Source organism: Bradyrhizobium nitroreducens (genome assembly GCF_002776695.1).
Taxonomy (GTDB): Bacteria; Pseudomonadota; Alphaproteobacteria; order Rhizobiales; family Xanthobacteraceae; genus Bradyrhizobium; species Bradyrhizobium nitroreducens.
In genome coordinates, this window is record NZ_LFJC01000003.1 from 1205002 (window position 1) to 1225121 (window position 20120).

Here is a 20120-nt window from a genome sequence, read left to right on the forward strand (position 1 = left end):
GCGCGAGTAACCGGAGCATTCAACCTGAATAAAAATCGCGGTCAGCAACGAGATCCGCTTCGATCAACCTCATCAGTGAGAGATCGATGATGGGCCAGCTTCAGCGTGGTTGAGGAAGCGCCTCAATAGAAGGTGAACGGCCTGATCAAACTGGATCAATCGTCTGGCTCAGCTGATTGCTCAGCTCACCGACGTTGTAAGCAAGGAAGCGAGCGAATCGAACGACCTCGTTTGGGCGTTCGATCTTGAATCTTCAGCATCAGCTGAGAATCCGAAGACGGGCCGGTTATACTCATTCCGCGAAACGAGTATAATTTGCGCGAGAGAACGGTCCCTCGGGGTCGCCCCGCTACACCGTCGCATTCGGGCGCCCTGGCCAAGTGATCGTCGCAACGACATTCGCGCGTCGGCGGATTTTCGGTCCGGGAAGTGTCGGGAGCGAGGTCGTTAGGGAAACCGCAACCATGCACAGGGTCCCACTCGATGCGGAGAATAGCCGCTCTATTCTCCGCATAAATTGCGGTGAATTCCCTTGCGGATGCGGAGAATAGGGGCCATATTCTCCGCAAGGAGTGCGGAGAATGCCAAGATATATTCACCAACTCACTGATTGGCCTCACTTTTCCTGGGATATGGATGCTCTGGCGAAGCTGCTCGCGGCTGTCCGGCTCAGGCAAGGCCAGCTCATAGGCCGAATGCAGACCCTGGGTTTCGCCCAACAGGAAGAGGCTGTCCTGACCACCTTGACGGAGGAAGTCCTCAAGTCCAGCGAAATCGAGGGAGAGAAACTCGACAAGGATGCGGTGCGCTCTTCGCTTGCGCGTCGCCTCGGCATGGACGCGGGCGCCTTGCCGTCGGCAGACCGCAATGTCGAAGGCGTTGTCGAGATGATGCTCGACGCCACGCAGAAGTTCAAAGCTGAGCTCACCTCAGAGAGGCTCTTTGGCTGGCATGCGTCGCTCTTTCCGACGGGTCGCAGCAACCTGAAGAAGATCGCGGTGGGAGCCTGGCGGGATGCGGCAGCGGGACCGATGCAGGTTGTCTCCGGCGATTATGGTCGTGAGCGCATCCATTACGAGGCACCCACCGCCGAAAAGCTCGATGCTGAAATGACCGCGTTTCTGAGCTGGTACAACACCGTGGAGAAGATTGACCCGATCATCAAGGCCGCGATCGCGCATCTTTGGTTCGTGACCATCCACCCTTTCGAGGACGGCAACGGACGCATCGCCCGCGCCATCGCCGACATGTCCCTTGCCCGCTCTGAAGGAATTCCGCAGCGCTTCTACAGCATGTCCGCCCAGATACGCAGCGAGCGGAAGACCTACTACGACATGCTGGAGAGCACCCAGAAGGGCGACCTCAACATCACGCCGTGGCTTGAGTGGTTCCTGGGCTGCCTCGATCGCGCCTTCACTGGAGCTGAGACCATTCTCGCAGCGGTGCTTGCAAAAGCCGACTTCTGGAAACGGCATGCCACAGCGCGGATCAATGAGCGGCAGCGCGACATGCTGAACCGTCTGCTGGACGGGTTCGAGGGCAAGCTGACATCCAGCAAGTGGGCCAGAATCGAGAAGTGCTCGCCCGACACTGCCTTGCGCGACATCCAGGACCTCGTTGATCAGGGCATTCTCGCCAAGGACGAAGGCGGAGGCCGAAGTACAAGTTATTCGCTCGTCGCTTGAATGCCGTTGGTTGCGGCGAGCGCATCCCTTGGACCGTCCAGCTTTCCGACGATCATTGTCCACCCGGGCAGCCGCCGGTCCGCGGGCGCGGAGGCCTCTACCGCGAGTTATACTATTCTCGAGAAGATAGTTAACCATCAAGAGTTTCAGCGCGTTGCGCGCGATTGTGAGAGCTTTGCGCGAACCGCCTCGCCGAAGAAATGAGCTGGCTCCGGCCGGTAGCCAGCCCCTTAGCGCCCGATCCCGCGCTTGATGCCGATCGACCAGGATATGCCCTCGCCGCCCACGCTGCCGGTGACCGACTGCCCGCGCGCTCTCTCCAGCACCGGCCGCCAGGGCACCAGCGTGAAGTCATGGGACCGCTCGATCAGCGCATAGCGGCCGCTGTTCAGCGTCAGCATGCGCCGGTAGACACCCGCGATATTGTCGCCGGCCTTGGCGTCGAGATGCTCAAGTCCCGTTCGCGCCGCAATATCTGCGGCTGCCCGTCCGAGTTCACGCGCCTCAAGGGTCCGCAGCAAATCCCGCGCATAGCGCACCTGCCCATCCTGCTCGCGCGCAAGCCCCTGCTCGATCAGCCATTGCCGTCTCGCCCGCATCGCGGCCTCGACCTCAGCACCCATTCCGCTCGGCCCCAGCGCCTCGTGCGTCTTGGCGACAAGCTGACGATCGAGCCAGGTCGCGCCCACCGCCTGCGGGAGATCCTCAAGCCTCTGCCATGACAGCACGGCAAGCCGCACAGGATGGCGGGCGCGCTGGCGGCTCTCATACTGCAGCGCCCGATCAAGGTGATCGTCGCCCACCGCCCAGCTCCCGTCACTGAGCCTGCTGACCATGCCCTCCTGCCGCATCGATTCCAGACGCCGCACATGGGATGCGACATATTCGCTTGAGGCCTGCGGGTCGAACCGGCGATGAAGGTGGTCGCTGTAACGTCCGTCATTGGCGGCGGCGATCGCCGCGATGGTTCGATCGATCTGGCGCGGCTCCGCGGCGCGAGAGCTGAGCTCGACAATCGTGTTCCGGACCGGTGGCTCATCCTGATTGGAGAGGCTGCCGATCTCCGCATAGTGCGTCCGCCCATCGATGCCATCCACGACCACATAGCGGCGCTCCCTCAGTTCGTCCGCAAACCCCTCACCGACGACACGCCCGACCAGCCGTTGGCTGCTCTGTCCTGGATCGAAGATCGCGTAGCCGCCAGGGGCCCGCGACAGTCCAGCCGCGGCAAGCTCGCGGTGCATGGTCTTGATGATATCGCCCCGCTCGCCCATGCGTCTGAGCTTTGCCTCGAGGGCGGCATCGATCCGCCACTGGCCGGGGCCGGTTTCTTCCGCAAGTCCCATCCGCTCGAGCGCTCGTAGCCGCCCCATCCGAGCGGCCAGCCAGGCTGGATCTCTTGCCGGCGTCGCGCTGAGTTCAAGGGCGCCATCCGGCGCATCGCGCACGATGGCCCGGTCAAGGCGCGTGAACCGCTCGGCCGTCACCTCCTGCTGGAGCTTGCGCATGGCCTCGATCTCCGTCTCTGGACCGAGCTCCCGCGTGATCAGATCGGCGGCCCGCGCCCGCAGGCCGTGAGAGATATAATCGCGTGCGATCACGAGGTCCTGCCCTTGGTCATCCCTTCCACGAAGGACGATGTGGGTGTGCGGATGGCCGGTGTTGAAATGATCAGCTGCGACCCAGTCGAGCCTGGTGCCGAGGTCAGTCTCCATCTGTCGCATCAGGTCGCGGACGAAGGGCTTCAGGTCGGAGAGTTCCGCGCTATCCTCCGGCGCCACAATGAACCGGAACTGGTGGCGATCTCCCTCGCTCCGTTCCGTGAAGGCCTTGCCGTCGGCCCGATCGCCTGCGGCATCGTAGAGCTCGCCCGGCTCGCCGTCCCGTGTGACGCCGTCGCGCTGCACATAACGCAGATGGGCCCGAACGGCGCCGGCGTTGCCAGACTTAATGCGCACGATGCGAGCCTTGATCACGACCCGGCGCTGACCCTTAGCTCTCGCCGCCCCGGCCAGCACCGTGCCTTGCGCGTGCCCCCGACCGATCCGGCCACCGGAGAAGTTTGACGCTCGGCGCGAACTGACGCCGGCCTTGTCTGCCGCCTGGCGCACGCGCCGCAAATAGCTGGTTGCTTTCCTGGCTTTGCGATTGCCGATCCGGCCGAGCTTGACTTCGAATTCGTCGTCATCGACGCCGTGCATGATCCGGCCTCTCCGCTAGCGAAGGCCGCGGATATGTGAATCGGACGACCGTTTGCCAAGACGTAGAGGTAATCAACAAACGATAGCATTGCCTTGGGCCCTAACTGCCGACATCGCAGCGTGCGGTGGCGCTAACTCTTGGATGTGCAGACAACGGCTTAGGCGCTCCGTAGCGCCAGTGCTTTTATCTTGCCCTCCCGCTTTTTGCTTTTTTAGCGAAAGAGCCGCCGCGACTTGGCAGTTGACTTGCGAAGCCCCACCGTTTGCGCGCGCTCGCGATAGCGATCGTTACCCGAAGGGCCGAGACACCCGTAGGGTGGCTCGGTGAGGAGCGAAGCGACGAGTAGAGCGCGGGCCGAAGGCATCGCCCCTATTGCCATCAGCACCGCGAATTCTTGCCCCCGTGAGCGAAGATCCGTTAGTAGCAAACTCGAAAGTCTCAACGTCGTGATCGGGTTGCAGCGTTTCGAATGCACACCGAATGTCCGCCATGGGGCGCCCACGAACCTGGAAACTGACGGCTGATATCACGAGCTACCCGGTGTGCAGCCGCCGGACGCTTACAGGCCAAAGGTGGTACACGATGAATGAAAAATGGCTGCGCTCTACAACGGGCCTTTGGGCTGTCCGACGAGCGCGGAAGTTCATCAGCCGCGCGGAGGCCGACCGAGTGAACCAGGCTTGGTAGCCTGGCTCGCTCGGGCAATTTGCGAGACGAAATTAGTCGCAAAGACGGTCAGCGCTTGGGTGCAGAAGGTCCAAGATCAGTGAACAAGTCCGCCTGGAGGGGGCGTTCTTCAAACCGAATTCCGGCCCTTGCTTTGGCCTCGACCTCGCGAATTATCGCCTCCTGCCGCTCTACCGGAACGCCGTTTTTGCTCCAGAGAGCGCGCAGCTCGGCCTCAGGCTCGGCTGAAGATCGAACCTTGTTGCGAGGGATTTCCTCGAAGTTGGCGCAGACGATTTCGACATTGGGCGCGATGCCTTTCCACTCGTCACGATAGTAAGAACAGTCTACGCCGCAGCCCGCTTCGAGCTGAATTCCGGTCTGCTCGGTGAACTTGAGATAGTCCGCGCTCTTGCGTTCGCGGTAGCACTGCACGCCGCTATATTGGAACGGCGCAGACGCCTGGGGGACGATGAACGCGCCATAGTCCGCAATATCGGAAGCGATATCGATCACGTGAAACTCGAAAGACCGCCCGGTGTAGCGCGGTCCGCTTCCGATCCGGGGGGGGGCTCCGAACGGGGGATTTGCGATCGCGCAGCCGAAATGTCCGAGGCCTGGCAAGTCCAGATCGAACACATCAGCACAAATCCATTTCGCTTCCGGCAGCACCTTGCACCCAACCTCGACATAGGCAGGATTACGCTCGATACAGACGATCTCTTTCTGTGGCTCGTCGCGGCCCCGCGCGTAGTGGGCCCTCCAATAGACGTGGAATGCGAGTGCGCCAATTCCGGCGCAAAGGTCGACGGTTCGGCCGCCGTAAGCATCAATCGCGAAGTCTCCGGCAAGGCCGCTAGGGGTAAAGAATGCCCCCGCCGATCCGTTGATGTGGCTTGCGCCCTCGTGCCAATTGTCGAGCACAAACACACGCTCGTCGTAAGTCAGGACGTCCTTCTTGAGCAGTTCGACGGCCTCGGCATGTGCCTTGGCCTCCGCCTTCGTCAATTTTGCCATCGTGATGTCTCGCTTGTCGGCCCTTGCTGGGCGTTTGATCGGCGCGGCGCGCATGGCCTTCGCCATGCCGCCTGCCCGTCGGCGAGACCGGGGTTTCGGGGGGCGAGAGCTTGTTTCGGCGCCGGCTTTGCCGGCGTGCATCCGATGGTGCGCAACGCGGTTGCACCGAGCAGCGTGAGCTGCGACGTGCGACCGACTTGCTGCGCCGGAGGACGAAAGAAGGTCTTGCGGGGGTGACGGGGCAGCGCCCCTCAAGTCCCCCATTCAAGAGAAAAGCGGCTTACGCGTGCCAACCCGCGTGCGAGCTAGCGAAATCGAGGACGTGACTATCAGCGTCTCGATCCGGTCGCTCGTCGTGGAGGTTTGATAGGCCCTGTGCTGGGAGACCTTACCCAACAGGCCCGACGCGGGTGCAGCCGAATGGGCTCGAGCCGAGCAAGAAATGGCGCGCGCCATTGTTTCAGACGCGCGCCCGTAAAACCAACCGCTCACATATCCGGATTCCATGTCCAGAGCGGACGTGCGACGCCCAGGATATCGCAGCGAAGCACCGGCCCGAAGTACCGCGAGTCAAAGGAATTCGGATGGGGCTGCAGCAGGAAATATTCCCCCTCCACGAGCCTCAGGCAGCCTTCCCAGATCGGCAGAGGTCGCCCTTCCCTGTCCTTCTCCAGTACTTCGGCGACGACCTTTCCGTTGATCGCAATGGTCCCGGTCGGCTCCTTGGCGCGGCAAATTTCGTCGCCGCCGATGGCCTCGACCTGCTTCAATAGAGGGACCGGCGTCGGGAGAATTTGGTAGGCGACGATTAAAAGTTCGATCGCGGGAGGCGGCTTGAAGACGGCGAGCTCGCCGCGCGCTGGCAGCCGGGGCTCCAGATAGTAGAAGCCGAGGGGTGCGCTGCCGGTAGCGTTATAGATCAGCACCGGAACCGCGGGGGCGGACGACATCAGGAGCGAGATGATGCCGGCGCACATGGCCGAGAGCGTTGAGGCCTGGCGCCAAAGTCTCGTGCGTTTAATCAGCATCGGAGGTCGACCTCCTCTTGCTCGCATGCGACCATTCGACGAGGTCTTCGATGTGATAGCGGACATAGCGTCCGTGCTTGCGGTAGGCTGGTCCCCTGCCCTGGACCCGCATCTTCTCCAGCGTGTTCTTGGTGAGCCTGAGCCAGGCGGCCGCCTCCACCGTATTGAAGAACGGCCTGTCCGGCTCCTTATCGTCAGCTTTCGTCGTCATTCAGCTTTCCTTCCCACACCTCGTACAACCAAGAGGTGTAAGAAGAAGCGTCGTCAGATCTGAGGGCTTTGTGGAGTGGCGAAAATGGCGCGCGAGCTTTCGCCATCCCGCGCGGGCAAAGTTCGTCAAAGGAGAAGGAAAAAATTCGATCAGGCCAAAAGGTCGCGGTAACCACCCTTCATCAACTCGGTGCCCTTGGCGACCAAGCGTCGCGTGCGATCGCGCAAAAATTGACTATGACTGCGCCATTCCTCAGTGACTTTCTTCTCCCCGAAGATCGCAATTGCGATCTGTCGATACGTCTTGCCTTTCAGGCTCTCGTCGAGCGCGATGAGAGCCTGCTGGAGGCGCTCGTCGGCAGCAAAGGACGGTTTTTGAACCGCTGTAGAGTCGGCGTCGGTGAAGCGCTGCAGACGCCTCAAAAGCTCGGCCTGGGCTGTGAGATCGTCGAGATCGCGCAGCTCGTAGACGGGCGTGAACGCCGCCGTCAGCACCGCAAGGCCGTGAATTTCGAGGGGAACACGGACGCCATTGCGCTTCAGGACGACCAGCGGGACGCCGTCCACGCCGATCACCGCATGCCGCTCACCGTTGAAATCAGCGAGCCGCCGGACGTTCCCTTCGCCCCCGTTTGGCTGCTTCGCATTCAGGTGCACGACCCGCTTCAAAGCATTGGCATGCCAGAATGCAGTTGCGTTGTGAGCGCAGAGTCCTGGATTGGCGAAGGCATAAAGCCCCCACTTCTCTGCTTGCAGAAACCGCCGCCTGAGCCGCAGCAGCTTCGTGCCATCGTTCAGGGTGATGCACGGCAAATGCTGAGGTACGCTGCTTCGCCAGTCGGCGACATAGCCGGCGTTCCGCCGCAAGAACTCCCACGCCCAGTCACCGCCATCATAACCCGCGGTCGAGCAGCAAGCGGCGTGATCGCTGTCTTGGCCTTGCTTGGAACTCACCGAACGGTTCAATAGGCGCCCCTCCAGTCCATTGATACAACTTTGGATGGTTCTGTCCAAATGGGGCAAGAGCACGGCCCCCGCGAGCAGCTCTCGCGGGGGCCGATTAACATCAGTCTGCGGGATTCCAGATCAGTGCGAACACGCTGTCGTCGTCCTGGCCGGCGGCACGGCCGAGATTGGCGTAGAGCTTGCGCGGGCCGAACTCAGGCGCTGCCAGCGACAGGCTCACATAGTCCTTCCGGCTGTTCTCTCCGCGGCGGATCCAGCCTGCCCCGATCTCGACGCCTTGGGTGAAGACGCGGAAGTCGGGATGGGCCTCGGCGGTCTTGTCGCGGTTCGGGATGATGTCGATATCGGCCCGGATAGAGACGGTCTTGAGCTGGCCCTTGTAGCTGCCGTTGTCGTTCTTGGTGACGTATCCGATCGCGGTCATGGTCTTGTCCTCTTCTGTTGTTCCCGCGAGGAGCCGATCCCCTCGCGATGGCGAGACCGTGATGGGATGCGAAACGCCTTCGAACCCGTCTTCGGGGCGCAGCGCATGCGGAGCACCTGAGCTGACGGCTTTTTTGAAAGCGAAGCGGCCGCGAGGAGCCGGACCTTTCGTCCGGCGGGGAAAAAAGCTGGCGGGGAAGGTTTTGACAGGCGGAGCGCTTCCCATAGGTCTCTTCGCCACGCATGAGGGGATCGGCCCCGCCGACAACAGAAGAGGACAAGCCCCGCCCGATCGGGCGGCACAGGATGATCCCCAGCCACAATGGGAAGACGTGACGGTCTTGCTGCCGGTCCACATCTCCACCATCCGAACCCGCGGCAGGAGCCGCCGAGACCCATCCCGATTTCCGCGTCTTCACCCAAGGCGCTGAGATCGGTCGGGCTGGATCCGCCGCGGAGAGGACAGCCGCAAGGACTATGTGAGCCTTTCGCTGGCAGCGGGCTGACTTGGCGCTGAGGCAGGCTCTCTCTCCCCGTCTCGGCGGGGCCTCCAGCCAGAACGATGACAGCGTATTTGCACTGATCTGTGATGCCGGCGGACTAACGCTCATCGGCACATCGGAGCTGCTCGCGGGGACCGGGCCGCCCCTCATTGCTGCTTGATGGCGAAGAGAGGCGCGACTCGAAGGCGCAACACGCCTGGCTACGTGCCGTGATGTCAATCTCGCATGTTCGATGTTACGATCATTTTGTGCATGCCGATTCCCGGTCTGCACCTTTAGCTTCATGCATTGACGGAGGGCACATGGCCAAGAAAGCGAAGAAGGCGAAGAAGACCGCGCCGAAGAAGGCGAAGAAGACCACCGCGAAAAAAACCGCGAAGAAAAAGAAGTAGGTCTTCACCTACCCCGCTTTCAGTCCCAAGGAGCGCGGGGCCAACGCAGCGTTGAGCTTGATGTGAGGTCGACTAGGCGCCCTGGCCGAGAGTGGTTTGAACCACCTAACAAGGCCGGATCGTTGAGCGCGGTATCGCGTGGAACGGTCCGGCTTTTGTTTTTGGATTGCCCCTTCTAAGGGCGGCGCGCCATTGTCACCTACCGGCGATCAGTTGAATCCGTTGATCAGTGTCGGCACGATCTTCGAAAGCAGGATGGCGTTGGAGGTCAGTGCCGAAGCGCAAACGACGACCTGCGCGATACAGATCCGGCTGAGCCTTACCGCTTGCGGCTCGGGAAACAGCTTGAACGGGTTCATCATCGCGAACTCCATGATGCGTGCACTGCCCTCAATTTGATCGAGCTATAGGATGAGTCGTCCCGTTCTCGATTCCCGGAATTTGCTGTTCACCGGATTGACTCAGATGCGACTCGGACGCCGCAAAATTCGGGCGCGGGAGGGCGTTCCGCGCCCGAATCGTCAGGCCTAAATTGAGGTAAACAGAGCGTTAATATTCTCCGACACCCGGGCGATTTCGAGGGTCTTGTTCGGATCGTAATGGCCGATCGGGAAGGTCATGTAGCGTGGCACGAAGCCCTCCGCGCGCTCCCTTCCCTCGCCGTTCAGGCAGTCGTGGATGATCTTTTTCTGCACCTTGCCGGGCTCGGACACGTTGGCGTCCGCGACAGCCTTGCCTGCGATCTCGGACAGCAATGCATTGATCGCAGTCCGATCCTTGAGGAGGTCGAGGAAGACGTCGTCCAGCTTCCACCACCGCGTCACGTCCGGCTTGATCGCGAGCCCTGCGGCCTCGTTGAGGATCGAGCCGGCCGCCAAGGTCTCGGCCATGACAAGGGTCATGATCCGCAGCACGGCCTCGTCGGGCAGCGCCAGCAATCTGGCAAACAGGCTGACTGCCGTAAACCCATCGCCGTTGCCGCGCGTGACGGTCCCGTAATAGCTCTTCGCGACCTGCAAGAGCTCAAGCACGGCATCCCGCTCGGAATTGAGGGCCGATTGGGCGGGGCTTGTTGCTACGCTTTGTCTGGTCGTCTCCTTGTCCGCTCGCTGCGGGTCAGGCTTGACGCTCCAGAGCTGTGAACTTCCGATCATGTGGGCGACGGCCAGGCGCAGGGCAATGTCGGGGTGAGCCAGCAGCTCCGCACGGACGAGCGCATGCCGGTGCAGGGCAAGATAGTTCTCGGCGGCCTTGGTGAGTTCGGGTCGTGCAGCTTGCGGCGCGCCGTCGGTCTCCCCTGCCTTGGCCGCGCTGTAAGTCTCCCCGTAAGGTCGATAGCCTTCGTGAACCTCCACCTCGCCATTGTTGCGGACCTCGATGAAGGCTTCGCCGCCGTCCTCCAACGGGACCTCGTCATATTGCCATGACGGAAAGCGCGTGCCCTTGTCGAGCACGGTGACCTTCCAGCCTTTGGCCACGCGGTCGTCTCTCAAGCCGGCAATGGCAGCGTTCTGCAACGTCCAGAAACCTGCGCTATCTGCAAAATAGCTGGCGTCGCCGAAAAGATCGGTGACGATCTCGCCCTTGTAGGCTTCGAGCGGAAACAGCGCAGCGGTGGTCGCGATCTGCTCGCTCCCGAACAGCCATTGCTTCAACTGGTGGCCCCTTGGGGCTCCATCAACATCGCCATCCGGACCATTTTCCGCTTCAAACGCCGCGACCCAGTCCTTTTGCTGGCTGCGTGTGGCGCTGGCGAGCAGTTGCAGTTCCTCCGGCTCGATATCACCGCTCCGGTAGGCCTCCTTGATGGCGCCGTTCAGATTTGCGAGCGCAAGGCGCTGTATGATGTAGCGTTCGGTCTGCCCGAACGTTTGGGCAATGTCCGCGACGCTCTTTCCCTGCTTCAACAGCTTGGCGAACGCTTCATATTCCTGAAGTTCGTCCATGGGGGCGCGTGCGACGTTCTCGATCAGGGAGGCTTCCAGAGCATCGGCATCGCTTCCCGGGTCCGTAACCGCGCATGGCAGCAGGACATCTTCGGTTGGCAATCCCTGCTCCTCCGCGACCTTGCTTGCGGCAAAGTAGCGACGTCGGCCGGCAACGATCTCGAATGCATCGCCCTGGGGGCGGACCAGCAAAGGCTGAAGCACGCCACGCGCGCGGACCGATGGCAGGATGTCGGAGATATCGGGGGCCTTCCGGCCGTGCCTGACGTTGACATTTGCGATTCTGAGATTGCAAAGAGCGATGTTGCGCAGTTCCATGTCTATAGTCCTTCTTGAGTGTGGGCTCGTCAATTGCGGACGGCCTCGTCGAAGAGCCCGACGTTCGAGAGGCCGTTCACGGGGCGAGCGAAGGCGGGCGCCACCTTCGACCTCTTGCTACCGACCAATTTCGGGCTGTCTCGCAGTTGCGTAGGGCTCGCCGGCTTCTGCGAAGGCAAGCAGAAAGTCGGCAGCCTTGGAGGCCTTGCTGGCGGCGCGGAAGATTGCGCGGCTATCTTCCCGAAGGACCTTGAGCCATGAGCCGAGATAATCGGCATGGCGGACAGTGGGCTCGATCGCCAGAGCGGCGCAGACGAAGGCTGCGGTCAATTCGGCGATCAGTTCCTCGTTGGCGTAGAGCTTTGAGCCGAATGAGCCTGGTTGATCTCTGTTCAACCGCGAGGAGTGGCCGGTCCAATGCCCAAGCTCGTGAAACAGCGTTCGGTAATAGTTGATCTGCTCGTAGAAGGCGGGCTGTGGCGGAACGTGGACGGCGTCCTCCGATGGCGAGTAGAAGGCCTTTGCGCCACCGATGCGAATATTGGCGCGCGTTGCAACAGTGAGCGCTTCGGCCTGCGGCACGATCTCGCGCCCAGGCAAGGCCGGCGCTTCGACGAGGCAGTAATCCGGCAGGTTGTCGCACTGATCGACATTGAAGACGGTGTAGCGCCGCAGGAATGGAATGGCCGCCCCGTCCGCTTCCTGTCCGCCTTGAGGAGAGCGCCCCGCCTCCCCCTGCTCGCGTTTCGGAATGAAGCGATCGGCATAGCAGACGGTGACGCCGTGCTCTCCCTTGCGCACTGACCCGCCGAGGCTTGCGGCTTGGCGAAAGGTGAGCCAGCGCGACGAGGCGAAGCTGCACTCGAACAGCCGTCCCCACAGGATCAGGACGTTGATCCCCGAATAGGTTTTGCCCGTGGCTGCATTTCTGGGCAGGGCGAAAGCCTGACTGCCGCCACCAGTGCCCCAAGGCCGGGCCCACGGGAAGATGCCCGCCTCCAGATCCGCAACGACGCGGGCGGTGATTTCTTCATAGAGACTTGCCTTCGGCTTGGCGGCTCGATGGTGTGTTGAACTGTCGGACATGACGATCTCCGCTCGCTCCTCTTCCGCGCCCTGCCCCCGAAAGGCGGGGTGGGCGGCGAAGAGCGACCGGAAAGCCCCGAACGCGAGAGGCGGACCGCACCGGAACGGCCGGAGCGTTAGCGGAGGACCGCGCCAAGCACACGAGCGACTCAAGAGAGCCCCGGCGAGGTGCGGTTGCGGACCGCCGGTTCGGGGCTATGCGGGAGCGCCGCCCACCCCGCCTTCCGGGGGCTCATCAAAAGCGCCGGCCGCCTGCGGCCGGCTCCTCAAAGCATCGTCTCAAACGATCTCCGGGACATCATCGAGACACTCGTGCGCGATCAACGACGTACACGACACGTGGACGCCAGGATCCGTGCGCGGCGTGTTTGCGCCAGGGATCGAAGCCGCGAGGCCGAGACCGCAAAGCGGGCTCGGTTCACGAGAGCCCGGCCCGCAAGCGGCAGCTTGCGGGAGGCGCCATTTGGCAAGCATCCCAAATCCTCGGTCTGACCGCTTGATCCTCCAGAGACGCGTGCCATTCGAGGAGTGCTTGGCGGATGATCGTGGAGAGGACTTCCAAGCATGGAATGAGATCTCGGCGACCGACGAGTAAAGACACCGAATTTCGCTGCTGCATCCTATTTCAGAAATTTCCGGATTTCCTCGATCAGGCCGCTATCGCCGAGGCAAATAGCCCACTCGAGCAAAGTCTGGCGAACAGTCGTCACAAGCATGCCATGGGCCACCAGACGGTCGAACATCGGCTTCCGTTCCGCTTCGCGCCTCGCGGCCGACAGATCTGACAGGAGGCGTATATCGTAGCCCCGAGCGGCGCCCTCCAGAGCTGCAATAAGCACATCCTCCTCGAGCCAGGCGCCCGCGAGATACAGATAGCGTAGGTCGTCTCGCGTCATCCGTTCGACGAACCGCTCGTCCTTCCACAGAGGGAATCCATCAAGCGGGACCATTTGAAGGACCTGCGGCGTACCCGTGGCCGATGTTTGCAGCTTGCAATCGCCAACGACTAGCGGGGTGACGCCCAATAGTCGACATCCCGCCTCCAGAAGCAACAAATTCACCCTAAAGGCATCTTCCTCCCGAGCGCCGGCGCTCGCCCAATCAGGATTCAAGATGGCGACGACGCTCTGCCTTGGATCTGCCAGCATGTATCACCCTCCGGCCGTATCCGGAAAGCTCCGACCGCAAAACGTCACGCTGCGGCAGGAATAGAGGTGACCGGAATCAAAACCTGCCCAGGAACGCCGGCGGCTTGGTAGAGCGCGTGAAGGGCCGCGTCGGAGGCATGAAGATATCCTGCGAGAGCTTTGGTTTGTCCGACACGGCATGGCGCGCCTAGCCGCTCGAGGGGCCATCCCGCCCGGCGCAGGATCCTCTCCATTCGAACGTCTGTCACTGTCACGATGCTGTCTGCATTTTGCGCTCTAAGATATTCGATCATGGCTGCAAACAACATGATGGTTGCGCGATTGATGCCATTTCCCGCCAATTGGGAGGCTCGCTTTGTATCCACACAGAAGCGCGAGCTTTCGAGGACCTTGTCACTTCGCGGCACTGGACCATCGCCAAGCAAGAACGGAAACGTGTCTGCGAGCATCGTTGGTCCGAGCGTCGGCAACAGCCTCACACTGCCCACCACAGCGCCATCGTCAGCCAGCAACAGAAGATAGGTAGGTGCGAGCGCATCGAAGAGATCTACTTCCATGTCGCCGGAAACCGCGACCGACCAATCAAGCCGATCCTTGAAGATATGCCTGCGCAGCCGATACATGTCGGCAAGCAGATCGACATGCTGTCCGAATGCGTGATGGTTCAAAGCGGTTGCAAGCACGGTGACCTCCGGTTGAATCGACGAGAGATCACCACAGCAGAATTGGGGATTTGCAGCGCCTGTGCTTTTTAACAGGTCCGCACGATAGACCCGAAATTAGAAGCAGTTTAATCTAGTTACATCTTGGTGCGGAGCCAGCCAATGCGAACTGTCTTTGTGTACCCTCAGCCGAACGCCACGGCTGATTCGCCCGCGGCCCACAGCGCAAAGGCGCCTTCCCTAGAGCCGCTTCAAATCTGATCTGCAAGTCTCTGGAGGTGCCAGCTGGAGGGCTCGCTCGCACGCATCTGCGCAGCCTGTTCCAGGTCCTGGCCGTATGAGGCAGTTGGCCACCCAGCCTCTTAAGCATCGCCGCACGCAGATGCATCGATTTAGGTCAAGAGGCGACGACGAATGGCTTCCGCGACGCATTGCGCAATCGATGTTGCATCCAGCTTGCGCTTTGCATTCTCCAGGTGAAAGGCGACGGTTCGGGGCGAGATTCCCAACAGCAGCGCGCTTTCCGAGACCGTCTTGCCTCGAGCAGCCCAGGCGAGGCATTGCCGTTCGCGCTGTCCGAGGACCGGGCTGACCGGCGGCACATCTGCTGTCAACTGCCGCGCCGCCAAATGCGTGTGGAAGTGCAATCCGATCAGACGCAATATGTGCCCGGAGGTTGCAATCAGGCGATCGGGATGCAAACGATCCTCATCGCTGGCCAGCGTAAATGCCGCCATCCGACCAAAACCGCCACGGATCGGTATCGTCACGCCGCTGCGAATGCCAAAGGAGACTGCCTCTTCGAAGAAAGTGCGCTGATCTTTCGTGCCGGCCCGCACCATCGCGCCGCCCGTCCAGCCAAACAGGTCATGGTCGAGCCGGGCCCTACGAATTACCGGGTCGAGCTGCTGGTAGCGCAGATCGAAATACCGGCTTGACCACGACCTCGGGTACGAGGAGATCAGCCGCGGTGTCCCGTCGGCGATCCTCAAATAGGCAAACCAGCGGAAGCCGAGGCGCAATGTCGTGCGCGCCGCTGTACGCTCAAACTCAACGTCGTTATGCGCCAGCTCGATCGAATCCACGAAGTCCTGAAACGCGCGATCCAGCCGCTTCATCGTGACGAATCCCCTGCGCTGGCCGCATCGCCTTCATCGGTTCGATTGCGGCCAACCTGGCGAAACTTCGTGGTGAAATGGTGCCGGTTCATTTGCTCCAGAATACGACTTGGCTCCTAGCCATCAGATGCTTGACCAATTGGAGAATTCGGAGATCGAAAGCTACGATTTCGGTTTTGATGCCGGCGTCCGATATCGTTCGCCCATGAACTCGACCCACGTGACGAGGGCGTCAAGGAGCGACGCCCTCTGTTGAAGCAATTGGCTATTTGTGAAAGCGGGAATTCGCTGGAGAACTGGAGGTGTCGGGCCCCCAGATGCGGTAGTTCAACTGAGCGAACACGGAGAATCCCCTGGTGATCGTGGCCGTGTCGATGCCCGGAGGACCAGCCGTACCACCGGAGGCGGTCGACGATAGCTCTTGTGTGCCCCAGACCGTGATGCTCGCCGGACCGAAGTCGTACCCGATCGTGCCGCCGGCGGCCCAGATGTCGTAGCGGTTGACGTTGATAGCACCGCCATAGAACGCGCTCGACCGGTCATTCGTGATCTGTCCGGCATAATATGCAACCGGCCCAAACGTCCACTTCCCTATGGTCTTCGTTGCCGTGAATTCCGCATGGAGCACGTCCCCGCTGCGATAGTTCGTCCGAGAGTTCGCCGTGTTAATCTCGTCGAACACGTTGACCGTAAGATTCCATCCGTCTTTCAGGTAAGAGACAACCAGGTTCGGTTGGAACGTCCACCACGGCTCTCCGATATTCGCGAGGCCGCTCGGTCCCTGCAGAGTGCCCGTGGGCACATACATGCCGAGGCCGGCCTTTACAAAGAACCCGCTGTCGCCGAGTCTCCAGCTCAGTTCGTTCGCCAGGAACATGTTGTGCATGCCTGAGGGATTGGCATTCAATGGAGAACCGATGCTAGCGGAAATGAACGGCAGCACCGCCACGACGTCGTAAGATGCGCCGAGAAAATTCCAACCCGGCACCCAGAGTAAACCCTGCGCGAAGACGTCGGCTTTAAGGCCGGTGGCCGCTCCGCCGGGATTCGCCGGTGCCCCAGGACCAACTATTTTCGACTGATAGCTGAACACTTGCTCGAAGCCGTAGAGCCCGGGCGGCGGCGCCGCGGCGGCAGCGCCGATAACGAGCCCGGGCTTTTGAGCCCAGCCGGGTGAGCCGAACTCATACGCGTTCGCCGCCGTCGCAGCCGACAATGTCAGCACTCCGGCCACAAAGGCCAAGTTGAGCAACTTCATTATTCCCTCCCACGTTTTCAAAGCGTCCGTTTTGAGCCGGACTGTTCGTCAGTTCGGCGTGTGGACTGCGGGAGCAAGAGCAGTACAAAAAGGGCATTTCAGCAATAGATCGCGCCGCATATTACTTATTTATTTCAAGTAGTTACAGTAATATCACAAGTTTGTATTTCAGATACAAGTAATGGTTCCTCAGACTTCTTTTTACTCACAGCAGCGGCCGCGCATATCGGCTGAGCCCGTACGACTGACATCAAGTCGATCTCAGGGATCGATCATCGGCTGTGCACAAAGCCTCACTCCTGGCCCGGGATTTTCTAGAAACTCGATTCCGGCTGCTTCGAAGGCACGGCGAATCTTTGTGAGGGTCTCGATATGGGCACAGAGCGGCCTGTCCTTGAATCCTTCGAGCCGGCGGATGGTCGAGATGGCCACTCCTGATCGGTTCGCGAGATCATACTGCTCCCAGCCAAGGAGCGCGCGCGCCGCTTTGATCTGACGCGCGATCAACAACATCGGCAAGAGTCTCCCTCAAACGAGCGCTCGGCGACTTCATCATCTCCGGCCCCAGACCTTCAGTGCGGTAGCGCCATTCCCGCCTTATGTCCCGATGGCAGGTGCAGCGTTCCCCGAAGCTTATGAAGACTTTCAAGTTCGCCCGATTGGCAATGGAGCCCGGACTAGCCACTTTGCCAATAGGAGTGCGAGCAGCGGCTTGCGGACCGGTAGCTCCTGTTCTTCCCCCCCTAGGGTGCATGCGATCTTATCGACATGGAACATCGCGCTCGGCACGTGGGCGGCGGAGCCATAGGTGCGGATTTGTGCGGCGATCCGTGCCTTCAACTCATCCGCGAGCACGAGCACGAGCTCCAGCACAACGAGGAGCGCCGTAGGCCGATGTATTCGATATCGACAACGAGGCTCTCGCGGGTTCGGTGCCATGCGCTATCTCCCCCCTCGACGCCGCCATTTCGTTTGGCATTGTTCGATGAAGGTGGGCAAAGCCGGCAGGCTTGGCCTGCACAAACGGGACTGATTTGCGGGAAACTGACACAAACCGTCGGCCTCCAACTGACCTTCACGTCGGTGACGACGACCTCCCCCAAAACGCACGGTCAATGCAGTTCCACGTGCTCTGAAATCCAATTCGCAAGAAAAGCCGCGATCGCGTCGCTATTCTTCTCCTGCATCATCAGATGACCATTGCCGCGCAGCCCGTGATCCTCGAGCCTCAGGTGCACGGCTCTCGCGCCGGCCTGATTCAGAAAATCCACTGTGGCATGGTCGTGCATGGACCAAGCCGACGTTTCGGAGGTTACAATAGCGAGGGGAATCGATGCCAAGTTCGGCAGCTTTCTCGCTGGTTCTCGCTGCACATAGCAGTCGGCGAGCCCGAGCTTCGGAGCCTTGCGCACTTCACGGCCAATCTCAGTTGGACTTGTGATTGGCGGCTCAAAGGTTAGCGGGATCGCAGTAAGCCCATAGGAAAGATCACCTAGTCCCATCGGCAGCGTCGTAAACGGAGGGCCCAGCGGTTCGACGGCAACTATCCCCTTCACGAGGTTTGGACGAGCATCCGCCACGACCCAGCCAAAGGGAGCTCCCATGGAGTGGGTCAATAGAATGGCCGGGCCGATGCGGTCCAGCAGCTCAGCTCCGGCTAGCTGCATCAGCAACTGCGTCTGCGCCAGGCTGCCGAGAAACGGTCCCTGACTCGCAACAAACTGATCAAATGCCGGATCCCCGATCACACCTGTTCCCGGCCATTGATCATGCTTCTGAGCACTCGGCCAGGCATTCGGCTGCCGGCCAGGCGCCGTAAATAGCGCCATGGCAAATTCATAGCTGAAGGGGGGTGTCATCGGACCCAACGCCTCTGGATGCAGGGGCGAGCGCCCGTGGCCCGGCCGATCGACCACGTACACAGCGTAGCCCTGTCTCAGAAAATAGGTCGCCCATCCAGGACGCCCGTCTGCGGTGCCGAGGAAGTCCAACCCTTGCCCGCCACCTCCATGCACCATCACGATTGGATATGGATGCAGCACGGGTTCCGGAATCTGGTATTGGACAAACATCTGTCCTGAGGCGACCGTGCCACTCGCAGTCTGTCGGCGATGAATGCCGGTCCAGAAGAAGCCCTGATCCGCCAGGACCAACGGTGCCGATTTCGACCTAACTTGACTCACGCATCATCTCCCAATTCTCAAAGGTCAAACATGCCCGCCGGCAATCCAAGATTGCTCCGCCCGATATATTTCGCGAAGGTCAGATATTGAGATGATGCGTGCCCACGATACATCTGAGCATCACCCAAGTACCGCGCCATCCTCGACCCCTTGCGGGCTGCGGTCGAGCCAGCCGTTTGAAACAGAAGCTCAACGGCATCACACGCGAGCCGAGCACCAGTCTGCAGCATTCCCCAGAGACGGAAGTTCTCCTCGGGCGTCGATTGCACCCCAGTCTTGGCCCAGCGTTGGCAATAGCCCATGTGTTTGCGCAGGGCTTCCATCAGAACGCCTTCGGCAGCGTCAGTCAGCGCGATCGCGCGTCCGTAGGACACTTGAAAATCAGTTTCAAACGCACGCTTGACGATCGGTGGGACCATCGTGTTTTGCGACAGCAGGATATCACGATACTCATCCAGTGCTGCACGCGCAGCTCCGATAACAGGGGTCGTCAAGGCTGCATGATATGGTCCCATGAGGATCCCAAGATACATCGGATTATCATGGAGCCTTGTGCCTGATGTGCCGTCGCGCAGGTCCTGCTTCACTCCCAGCGCATCGAAGAAAGCGGTCATGTGTTCAGGAACGAACACGTTGTCCAATTTGACCCCGTTCGATCCCGAACCGCGCATTCCCAACGTTCGGTCTCCGCCCCAATCATCCAGAATGGTGTACTGCCCGCGCGGCACTACAAAGTGCAGCATTCTCGGCGGGAACGACGTCTGAAGCAGTGTCGTACCCAAGAAGTGGGTGCTATGTGGGATTCCCGACGAATAAGCCCACACGCCATTGATGATGTATCCACCTTCGACCGGCACACAGGTTCCGCCGGGTACAGCCCGATGAGGGGCCGCGAAATGTCCCGAGGGGCCGAAAATCTCGATTTGAGCTGCCTCTGACCAATGCGACGCAATGACTGGCGCATGCGAAGCCGCCAACGTAAGGCACCATCCTGCAGCAGGGTGACCGCGGGAAATTTCAACCATCACCCTGAAGAACGTTTCATAATCGAACTCATAGCCGCCAAACATTTTTGGCTGCAGGATGCGGTAAAATCCCGCCTCTACAAATTTTTGCTGGATCTCGTCGGAAAAATAGCCGCGCTCGTCCGTCTTGTCTTGGGACTCGCGCAGGATGTCCCGCATGGCGATGGCGCGATTGATCAGGTCCTGAGGCGTCAGCTCAGGTTCTGGAATAGGTAGAGCTTGCCGCACAGCCTGTACTTTCATCGAAATCTCCTGAACTTTCTCTCCTGGGAACGTACCGCTGA

At 60.7% G+C, this 20120-nt stretch carries 17 protein-coding genes; 1 reads left to right on the top strand and 16 read right to left on the bottom strand.

The window, feature by feature from the left end:
* Positions 1-581: 581 nt before the first annotated feature.
* Positions 582-1685 (top strand): Fic family protein, encoded by a 1104-nt coding sequence (locus TSA1_RS06070; protein ID WP_100175551.1) that lies wholly within the window; start codon positions 582-584, stop codon positions 1683-1685.
* Positions 1686-1915: 230 nt separating this feature from the next.
* Here the strand turns inward: TSA1_RS06070 and rlxS are convergent, their stop codons facing one another.
* From rlxS to TSA1_RS06155, 16 genes are all read right to left on the bottom strand, one after another.
* Entirely contained in the window at positions 1916-3886 is a 1971-nt protein-coding gene (gene rlxS / locus TSA1_RS06075) for a relaxase/mobilization nuclease RlxS (RefSeq protein WP_100175552.1), read from the bottom strand.
* Positions 3887-4622: 736 nt separating this feature from the next.
* Entirely contained in the window at positions 4623-5636 is a 1014-nt protein-coding gene (locus TSA1_RS06080; RefSeq protein WP_100175553.1) for a class I SAM-dependent methyltransferase, read from the bottom strand.
* Positions 5637-6058: 422 nt separating this feature from the next.
* Positions 6059-6598 (bottom strand): S26 family signal peptidase, encoded by a 540-nt coding sequence (locus tag TSA1_RS06085; RefSeq protein WP_161497187.1) that lies wholly within the window; start codon positions 6596-6598, stop codon positions 6059-6061.
* Entirely contained in the window at positions 6588-6809 is a 222-nt protein-coding gene (locus TSA1_RS06090; protein WP_100175555.1) for a helix-turn-helix domain-containing protein, read from the bottom strand. Before TSA1_RS06090 ends, TSA1_RS06085 begins: the two co-directional genes overlap by 11 nt.
* Positions 6810-6958: 149 nt before the next feature.
* Entirely contained in the window at positions 6959-7774 is an 816-nt protein-coding gene (locus TSA1_RS06095; protein WP_161497188.1) for a DUF2285 domain-containing protein, read from the bottom strand.
* 100 nt (positions 7775-7874) lie between these two features.
* Positions 7875-8198, bottom strand: a complete 324-nt coding sequence (locus TSA1_RS06100; protein WP_100175557.1) for a DUF736 domain-containing protein — start codon at positions 8196-8198, stop codon at positions 7875-7877.
* A gap of 1103 nt (positions 8199-9301) precedes the next feature.
* Positions 9302-9454: a hypothetical protein gene (locus TSA1_RS39270; protein WP_161497189.1), complete on the bottom strand. Its 153-nt coding sequence runs from the start codon at positions 9452-9454 to the stop codon at positions 9302-9304.
* Between the two features lie 165 nt (positions 9455-9619).
* Entirely contained in the window at positions 9620-11356 is a 1737-nt protein-coding gene (locus TSA1_RS06110; protein WP_100175558.1) for a ParB/RepB/Spo0J family partition protein, read from the bottom strand.
* 117 nt (positions 11357-11473) lie between these two features.
* Positions 11474-12442, bottom strand: coding sequence for an ArdC family protein (locus TSA1_RS06115; RefSeq protein WP_100175559.1), 969 nt, complete (start codon positions 12440-12442; stop codon positions 11474-11476).
* Between the two features lie 620 nt (positions 12443-13062).
* On the bottom strand, positions 13063-13590 hold the full coding sequence (locus tag TSA1_RS06120) for a cysteine hydrolase family protein (protein ID WP_100175560.1): 528 nt from the start codon (positions 13588-13590) through the stop codon (positions 13063-13065).
* Between the two features lie 44 nt (positions 13591-13634).
* On the bottom strand, positions 13635-14273 hold the full coding sequence (locus TSA1_RS06125; protein ID WP_245448131.1) for an acyl-homoserine-lactone synthase: 639 nt from the start codon (positions 14271-14273) through the stop codon (positions 13635-13637).
* 371 nt (positions 14274-14644) lie between these two features.
* On the bottom strand, positions 14645-15370 hold the full coding sequence (locus TSA1_RS06130) for an autoinducer binding domain-containing protein (protein WP_100175561.1): 726 nt from the start codon (positions 15368-15370) through the stop codon (positions 14645-14647).
* A 265-nt stretch (positions 15371-15635) separates the two neighbouring features.
* On the bottom strand, positions 15636-16628 hold the full coding sequence (locus TSA1_RS06135; protein WP_100175562.1) for a SphA family protein: 993 nt from the start codon (positions 16626-16628) through the stop codon (positions 15636-15638).
* A 261-nt stretch (positions 16629-16889) separates the two neighbouring features.
* Positions 16890-17141 (bottom strand): helix-turn-helix domain-containing protein, encoded by a 252-nt coding sequence (locus TSA1_RS06140; RefSeq protein WP_100175563.1) that lies wholly within the window; start codon positions 17139-17141, stop codon positions 16890-16892.
* Between the two features lie 599 nt (positions 17142-17740).
* Entirely contained in the window at positions 17741-18811 is a 1071-nt protein-coding gene (locus TSA1_RS06150; RefSeq protein ID WP_145984273.1) for an alpha/beta hydrolase, read from the bottom strand.
* A gap of 17 nt (positions 18812-18828) precedes the next feature.
* On the bottom strand, positions 18829-20079 hold the full coding sequence (locus TSA1_RS06155; RefSeq protein WP_100175566.1) for an acyl-CoA dehydrogenase family protein: 1251 nt from the start codon (positions 20077-20079) through the stop codon (positions 18829-18831).
* Positions 20080-20120 lie beyond the last annotated feature (41 nt).

Bases quoted from the DNA above. Each gene is read 5' to 3' on its own strand.
- TSA1_RS06070 (WP_100175551.1), top strand. From the start codon at position 582: ATGCCAAGATATATTCACCAACTCACTGATTGGCCTCACTTTTCCTGG.
- rlxS (WP_100175552.1), bottom strand. From the start codon at position 3,886: ATGCACGGCGTCGATGACGACGAATTCGAAGTCAAGCTCGGCCGGATC.
- TSA1_RS06080 (WP_100175553.1), bottom strand. From the start codon at position 5,636: ATGGCGAAGGCCATGCGCGCCGCGCCGATCAAACGCCCAGCAAGGGCC.
- TSA1_RS06085 (WP_161497187.1), bottom strand. From the start codon at position 6,598: ATGCTGATTAAACGCACGAGACTTTGGCGCCAGGCCTCAACGCTCTCG.
- TSA1_RS06090 (WP_100175555.1), bottom strand. From the start codon at position 6,809: ATGACGACGAAAGCTGACGATAAGGAGCCGGACAGGCCGTTCTTCAAT.
- TSA1_RS06100 (WP_100175557.1), bottom strand. From the start codon at position 8,198: ATGACCGCGATCGGATACGTCACCAAGAACGACAACGGCAGCTACAAG.
- TSA1_RS39270 (WP_161497189.1), bottom strand. From the start codon at position 9,454: ATGATGAACCCGTTCAAGCTGTTTCCCGAGCCGCAAGCGGTAAGGCTC.
- TSA1_RS06110 (WP_100175558.1), bottom strand. From the start codon at position 11,356: ATGGAACTGCGCAACATCGCTCTTTGCAATCTCAGAATCGCAAATGTC.
- TSA1_RS06115 (WP_100175559.1), bottom strand. From the start codon at position 12,442: ATGTCCGACAGTTCAACACACCATCGAGCCGCCAAGCCGAAGGCAAGT.
- TSA1_RS06120 (WP_100175560.1), bottom strand. From the start codon at position 13,590: ATGCTGGCAGATCCAAGGCAGAGCGTCGTCGCCATCTTGAATCCTGAT.
- TSA1_RS06130 (WP_100175561.1), bottom strand. From the start codon at position 15,370: ATGAAGCGGCTGGATCGCGCGTTTCAGGACTTCGTGGATTCGATCGAG.
- TSA1_RS06135 (WP_100175562.1), bottom strand. From the start codon at position 16,628: ATGAAGTTGCTCAACTTGGCCTTTGTGGCCGGAGTGCTGACATTGTCG.
- TSA1_RS06140 (WP_100175563.1), bottom strand. From the start codon at position 17,141: ATGTTGTTGATCGCGCGTCAGATCAAAGCGGCGCGCGCGCTCCTTGGC.
- TSA1_RS06155 (WP_100175566.1), bottom strand. From the start codon at position 20,079: ATGAAAGTACAGGCTGTGCGGCAAGCTCTACCTATTCCAGAACCTGAG.